This is a genomic window from Gemmatimonadota bacterium (assembly GCA_026705765.1).
Taxonomy (GTDB): Bacteria; Latescibacterota; UBA2968; order UBA2968; family UBA2968; genus VXRD01.
Genome location: JAPPAB010000006.1, coordinates 1 through 6,805, shown reverse-complemented (window position 1 = coordinate 6,805; position 6,805 = coordinate 1). Strand labels below are relative to the sequence as shown.

Genomic DNA, 6,805 nt, shown 5'->3' with positions numbered 1-6,805 from the left:
CGGTCGGCGAATACTTCTTTGATGGCGTAATAGGGTTTTTTGGGATTGCGGAAGTTGTCGATTAAGCCAGCCCCGATGACCCAGTCGCCATCGTTGAGCGCGTGGATGCCGATACCCGCGATGTCGGGATTGATGCGGCAGGCTTCGGTCATGAGTTTGTTGCCCGTGGCGTGGATTTCCTGACAGGCCTGTACAAAGGCGTGGAAGTTGGGAAAGATCTGGTCTGTTCCGGTTTCGCGAAAGACCGAGAGGTACGAATTGAGCAGGCGTTCGTGCATGCGGTAATCCGGTGTGATTGGATTGCCTTCTGTTTTGTATTGTTCAAAATTTGCTTCGAGATCGGGGATACTGCCATACCCGAGTTCTGAGATATTGGTGAGCAAGTCGGGTTTGATTTTGCTGTTGGTGAACTGGGCGATTTCTAATCCCATTTCTTTGAGTTGATTCTCGGTTTTGCCGAGAGCGAGCAAATTGTCATAACTGCGTTGGGCAAAGGGTGTACCGGGATAGTTGTGTACATCGTTGATGACAATGGGTTCGTAGGAGCCGGGAAGGTAAATGCTGCATCCATCGGCAAATCCACCGGCTTCATCGATGATCATGCGGGTGTGGTCACATTCACGCGCTTTTAAGGATACGCTGTGTTTGAGGCGTTTGAGGCCGTCGCGCATGATTTCATTAAACATTTCCCAGATGACGATGGAGGGGTGGTTGCGGTCGCGTTTGACCATTTCCGTGGCTTCGTTTTCGATGCGTTGTTGGGTATATGGGGTGATCTGGGGCCAGTTGTCCATGCATTCGACGGGGAGCGCGCCTACAAATAGGACGCCCATTTCGTCTGCGAGGTCATAGACGATTGGCGGTTGGGGTTTGCGCCACGGGCGGATCATGTTGATGTTGCCGTCTTTGATGAGTTCGAATTCTTTTTTTAGAAGATTGAGGTCGCGTGGGTACGCGAGGGCGTGTGGATAGAAGGCTTCGTTGAAGGTGGTTTTGAGGATGATTTTTTCGCCGTTTAAGTAGAAGTTTTTGCCTTTGGCTGTAAATTCCCGGAAGCCAAAGCGCGTTTTTTCAATATCTGAGGTTTCGCCCTCAAGGATGACTGTGGTGGTGACGACGTAGAGATTGGGTTCGTCGAGTTGCCAGAGTTTGTGGTTTGCGATAGTGAATATTTCTTCGTGGTGACTTGTGCCGGGATTCAGGTTGAGCGTTTTTTGTCCAGAGGCGACCTGTGCGTTGCTTTTGTATTCGGTGATTGACCAGGTGATGGTCGCGGATTGTATTTTCAAATCCCGATTTTGAAATGTGTTGGCGATGTTGACTTCGCCCGTGTGTATGTCGGATGTAACGAATGTGTCGGCAACGTACACAGGACCCGTAGCGATGAGGGAAACCGATTGCCATATACCACCGGCGATTGCGCCGCGCCAGTGGGGCATGTCATCGCGGCCTATGCCATCGATGACTACGTCTCGAAGAATGAGGGGGGTAATGACGCGAACGGCGATGAAGTTTTCGCCTTCGGTTAAGAGGTCGTCTATCAAGAGTTCAAAACCGATGTACCCGCCTTCGTGCGCGCCAGCGGCTTCGCCATTGACCCACATTTCTGCGCGGTAGTTGACTGCTTCAAAATGCAGGCGGATGGTTTTGTTTTGCCAGTCAGGGGGAAGGGAAACTATTTTTCCGTACCATGCGACGCCTTCGTAATCTTGTTTGAATTCTTCGAGACATGCGGGGACGGTTATTTGCTCCAGGTCTGCACAGGCGTAGAAATTTTCGCGATGCTGTAAGTTGAGCGTACGGCCCTTGTTGTCGTGATCGTAAATAACTTGCCAGATTCCGTCGAGTGAGTGGGTTTGTTTCATGTGTTGAAAAGTTCCTTTTCTGTCCGATCTTACGAACTACGCGGTCGAAACCGGTTTATTGCATCGTCTGCCCGCGCGTGATTTGCATCAATCGTGCGCCCGGCATTGTGCGGTGTGTGAACCACATTGTGGCGACCAAGCAGCGGAGAATCCAAACGCACCGGTTCAATGTCCCAGACGTCTGCGGCCAGAGAGAGTTCGTCATTGAGGACCCTTTGATACAATGTTTCGGTGTCGCAGATCGCTGCGCGTGTCACCAGAACGACGAGCGATTGATGCGGCAATGTGCGAATGGCCTCCGGGCCAACCAGCCCACGCGTATCGTCCTTCAGGGGGACCATCGGCGCAAAGATATCGGCGTCTTTCACGAGTTCTGAGAGATCGAAGCATCGCCTGACTCCAGCGAGCGTAAACGATGCCTCCGGAGCAAATGGATCCCAGACGGCAACATCTGCCCCCATGTTCGAACACCATGAAGCGTAACGTCCTCCAATATTGCCAATACCAACGACGCGTACCCGTTTCCCAGCAATGGTGCCGCTCACAAAGCGTGGGTCATCGCCAAATTGGGCACCCCTTTGTCCGGGTTTGCCAACGTCTGGTTTGTATTGCCATGTCTCGTGGCTCTCCATCATCTCCACGTAGGTCTGCGGTATCCGTCGCAATGCACTTATTGTGAGCCCGAGTGCAAATTCAGCAACTGTTTGTCCCCATTGAATGGTACCACGAGGGCGAATGATGTTCACTCCACGGGCGTGTGCGGCATCGAGGCCAGCGTTTGATTGGCCCGCTGCATCGTGGTAGAGTTCCTCAAGACCAGAAAATGGCTCGAGATCCTCAGTGTCCGCCGGAAGGCCAAGGAGGACGAGCCGATGTACCGATGAAGGATTCTCCACCATCTGTGGCGCTCGAGCCCCAGATGCCTCGGTGCGATAGAGTTCGCAGTCTCCCGATTCCTGCCAGCGGCAGTTCCAGTGGTCGGCCACAAAGGGCCAGGAGGCGTCAAAGCGTTCGTGAACACAGATTACTGATCTCATTATCTTCTCCTTAAGAATTATCTGTCAGTGCGGTCCAACGCAATTTAGTTTACAAATGTACGTAAATCAAGCGTTCAAGAATATTACCAATTATTTGTTCTGAGCATTCTCCTTGACACGCCTTCTCGAACATCGTAGATAAGACCGATAGATCGAATGTCGGCAAAAGGCCATACGATAGGAGAAATTATGGCACCCAATATTGTTTTGTTTCTTACGGATCAGTTGAGACGCGATGCGTTGGGGTGTTATGGCAATGAGATTTGCCAGACGCCCAATCTGGATCGACTCGCAGCGGAGGGTGTGCGATTTGATCAGGCATATACCACAAGTCCTGTTTGTTCACCTGCACGCGCTTCTTTGATGAGCGGTCTTTATCCACACAATCACGGGGTGATGCTCAATACGCATATTGCGCCTGCGTGGAATAGGGGATTGTCAACAGATGTGCCGACGTTTAGCCGTTTGCTCAAAGAGGCGGGGTATGTGCTGGATTATGCGGGAAAGTGGCATGTCCATCAGGATATGGGACCAGAGGAATACGGCTTTGATCGGCATGAGATGGGTAGGGGAGGGCGCGGGAAAATAGTCCCCGGTACAGAATTGACGGTTGAGTTTCCCGGAAGTTCTTTTCCCGTGGCGGGTACAGGTGAGATGTCGCCAGAAGAGTATAAAACGTGGACGGTGACGGATTGTGGGATCGAGATGTTGCGCGAACGGGCGGGGGGAGACAAGCCGTTTTTTTTGCGAATTGATGCAACAGCACCTCATTTTGCCAATATTGTTCCGGAGCCTTATGCGTCGATGTACGATCCTGAATCCATTCCGCCATGGCCAAATTTTGACGAGTCCTTTGAAGGTAAGCCCGCGGCTCATTTGCGCAAACATCGAGAATGGAATCTTCAAGATAAAGATTGGGCGTGGTGGCGACAGGTGGTTGCCAAATATTACGGCGATGTGTCTCTGATTGATACATGCGTGGGGCGCGTGCTGGATGCGATACGGGAATGTGGGATTGAGGACAATACGATATTCCTTTTCAGTACAGACCACGGTGATGCCACGGGCAGTCACAAGCATTTTGAAAAATCCGGTACTATGTACGATGAGGTGTTTCGGATACCGCTGCTGATGAAAGTGCCAGGGGGTGTGAGTCGCAATGTGTCGCAATTTGTTCGGCTGATGGATTTGATGCCGACCTTTGTCGAATGGGGTGGTGGAAAATTGCCCGAGGGATTGGATGCGAGGAGTTTGGTACCGCTTGTGAATGGCGATGATCCCGACGATTGGGCAGATAGCGTGTATTGCGAAAGCCACGGTGAGGTGTGGGGATATAGCTCGCAGCGAATGGTGCGGACAGAGAAATGGAAATACGTATATACACCTCACGATCTGGATGAATTATACGATCTCGAAGTCGATCCCGCGGAGATGAATAATCGGATTGATGACCCGATGTGTGCCGATGTGTTAGAGAATATGAAAGGTCGTTTGTTGGGATGGAATGATGCGACTAATGATATGTTTCAATGGCATTGGGTGAGATTCAATTTTCCCGATCCGATTGCGCCGTAAATAATGGAAAACAAGGGTAAGGCATGGAATATCGCGAGTTGGGAAAAACGGGTTTGAAAGTCTCTGTGCTGAGTTACGGGGCATCTGGTTTGGGCAGTATTTATGGAACGCCCGATGAAGCTCGGGGAATTAAAGCTGTACACACAGCAATTGACTGTGGGATCAATTTGATTGATACCTCGCCGCTTTACGGTGGAACAAAATCGGAGCGCGCGCTGGGGAAGGCTTTGAAGGAGATTCCGCGAGACAAATATTATCTGGCAACCAAAGTTGGGCGTTATGCAGGTGGGGTGTCCGATTTTTCAGCAGGACGAATTGTGGAAAGTATGGATGAAAGTCTTATGCGACTGGGGTTGGATTATGTGGATATTTTCCAGTGTCACGATATCGATTTTGTCTCGCTGGATCAGATCGTAGAAGAAGCACTTCCTACTTTGCGGCGGTTGCAGGAACAGGGGAAAACCAGGTTTGTGGGCATCACCGGATTTCCGTTAAAAGTCTATCGATCTGTGCTCGATCGGACGGATGTGGATATGGTGCTGTCGTTTTGCCACTATATGCTACATGATACGTCCTTTGAAATGCTGGTGCCTTATTTAAGGGAAAAGGGCGTGGGGATGATCAATGCTTCACCTTTGGGTATGGGGCTGTTCACTGAACGAGGACCAGCGCCAGGTCACCCCGCCACTGAAAAGATCAAGCGGGTTTGTGCAAAGGCTGTGGCGTTTTGCAAGCAGAAAGGCGAGAACATTTCTAAGCTGGCTATGCAATTTGGATTGGCCAATCCAGATTTTGCAACGACGCTGGTCGGTACAACGCGGCCTGAACATTTGAAAGAGAATATCGAGTGGTTAGAATCGCCGATTGATGAAGCATTACTTGCTGAGGTACTTGAGATCCTCAAGCCGATACAGAACACAACCTGGGTGCGTGGACTACCCGAGAACAATTGAAATACAAGTTAATCTATACTGCGTATTGTTTCACTGCCTCGGGATCCAGTTCCAGACCCAGACCCGGCTTATCGGGATTGGGGGACCAGACGCCATTGACCGGCTCGGAAAATTCTGTGTAGGTTATCCGGTCGGATTCTTCCACCGTGCCGAGGTATTCCACAATTCGCAGATTTGGGGTCGCGCAAGATAGGTGCAGGTGGATGAGTTGGTAGGCGTGGGGCGCAACGGGCAGGTTGAAGGCGTGGGCAAGGTGCGCCACTTTCATCCATTCGGTGATGCCGCCGACCCGGCCCACATCAGGTTGGACGATATCCGCTCCGCCCCGGGCGATGAGGTCTTTGAAGCCGTATTTGGTGTACTCGTGTTCGCCGGTTGCTATGGGAATTGTGGTGGCGCGGGCAATGGCTGCCAGGCCTTCGATGTCATCGGCCAGTACGGGTTCTTCAAACCAACCGATGTTGTATTCCTCAAACGCCTGGGCCATGCGAATGGCTTGTTTGGCGTAGTATCCATTATTTGCGTCAATGAGAATCTCTATGTCATCGCCCAGTGCTTTCCGCACCGCAGATAGTCGCGCCACATCTTCAGCTTCACTTCGCCCAAAATCTTTGCCGACTTTCATTTTGACGGACTTCATGCCGCGTTCTACATAGCTGGCCTGTTCGGCAATTAATTCATCTATGCTGTAGTGGGTCCAACCGCCGCTACCGTAAACCGGGACAGTGTCCGTATAAGGGCCGAGCAGTTTGTAGAGGGGAGTTTGATAATACTTGGCCTTCAGGTCCCACAGGGCAATATCGACTGCTGAAAGGGCACAAAAGGCCAGGCCCTTGCGCCCCACACCGCGTATGCGCCAGAACATGTCGTCCCACAATTGTTCGATATTAAGTGGGTCCTGACCCACCAGAATGGGTTTGAGCGACCCTTCGATGATCTCACGGGCGGCTCGTGCGCCCCCTCCGGTGCCCAGCCCTTCCAATCCCTCGTCGGTGATGATGTGGACAAAGCACTGCGTTCTGCCCTGTTCAAGGTGGCGAATGGTGGCGTCCTGGATGCCTGTCAGATGGGGCATCGACAGGACGGTTGTTTTTACATCTGTAATTTGCACGGTGATGTTCTCCTGGGGGTGTTATGATATCGGGCTTATCTTGGTTAATTAGACCAGAAGATGCCAACCCGTGTTCCCAGTACTCTGGAAAGGATAGGGGCGATCCGGTCCAGAGTGGATCTGACGAATGTCCTTGACAGAAGAGTATGCTTCTCAAATCATGTGACTACTCCCAACGATAGAGCAGTTGGGCTTCTTGGCGGTCAATCCGCCTGACGTTGTAGCCCCAACGTCAATATGTTTATCGCAGCATTGTGGTCTCTG

General features: G+C 51.5%; 5 protein-coding genes. 2 read left to right on the top strand and 3 right to left on the bottom strand.

Translation table 11 applies throughout. The features are described from left to right. Positions 1-1,865, bottom strand: a 1,865-nt coding sequence (locus OXH16_00705; GenBank protein ID MCY3679884.1) for a hypothetical protein, incomplete at its 3' end; no start/stop codon positions are given. Positions 1,866-1,894: 29 nt separating this feature from the next. Continuing rightward, the gene (locus OXH16_00700; protein ID MCY3679883.1) at positions 1,895-2,902 is read right to left on the bottom strand and encodes an NAD(P)-binding domain-containing protein; all 1,008 of its coding nucleotides are present in this window, start codon (positions 2,900-2,902) and stop codon (positions 1,895-1,897) included. Positions 2,903-3,091: 189 nt separating this feature from the next. Here OXH16_00700 and OXH16_00695 point away from each other — a divergent pair, with 189 nt between their 5' ends. Together OXH16_00695 and OXH16_00690 are read left to right on the top strand one after the other, a co-directional pair. After that, positions 3,092-4,477 (top strand): sulfatase-like hydrolase/transferase, encoded by a 1,386-nt coding sequence (locus OXH16_00695; protein MCY3679882.1) that lies wholly within the window; start codon positions 3,092-3,094, stop codon positions 4,475-4,477. A 23-nt stretch (positions 4,478-4,500) separates the two neighbouring features. Then, a complete protein-coding gene (locus tag OXH16_00690; protein MCY3679881.1) occupies positions 4,501-5,430 on the top strand; it encodes an aldo/keto reductase in 930 nt (309 codons plus the stop codon). Between the two features lie 13 nt (positions 5,431-5,443). Here the strand turns inward: OXH16_00690 and OXH16_00685 are convergent, their stop codons facing one another. Beyond that, positions 5,444-6,541, bottom strand: a complete 1,098-nt coding sequence (locus tag OXH16_00685) for a mandelate racemase/muconate lactonizing enzyme family protein (protein MCY3679880.1) — start codon at positions 6,539-6,541, stop codon at positions 5,444-5,446. Positions 6,542-6,805 lie beyond the last annotated feature (264 nt).

Coding starts and splice junctions, on each gene's coding strand:
- OXH16_00700 (MCY3679883.1), bottom strand. CDS start 2,902: ATGAGATCAGTAATCTGTGTTCACGAACGCTTTGACGCCTCCTGGCCC.
- OXH16_00695 (MCY3679882.1), top strand. CDS start 3,092: ATGGCACCCAATATTGTTTTGTTTCTTACGGATCAGTTGAGACGCGAT.
- OXH16_00690 (MCY3679881.1), top strand. CDS start 4,501: ATGGAATATCGCGAGTTGGGAAAAACGGGTTTGAAAGTCTCTGTGCTG.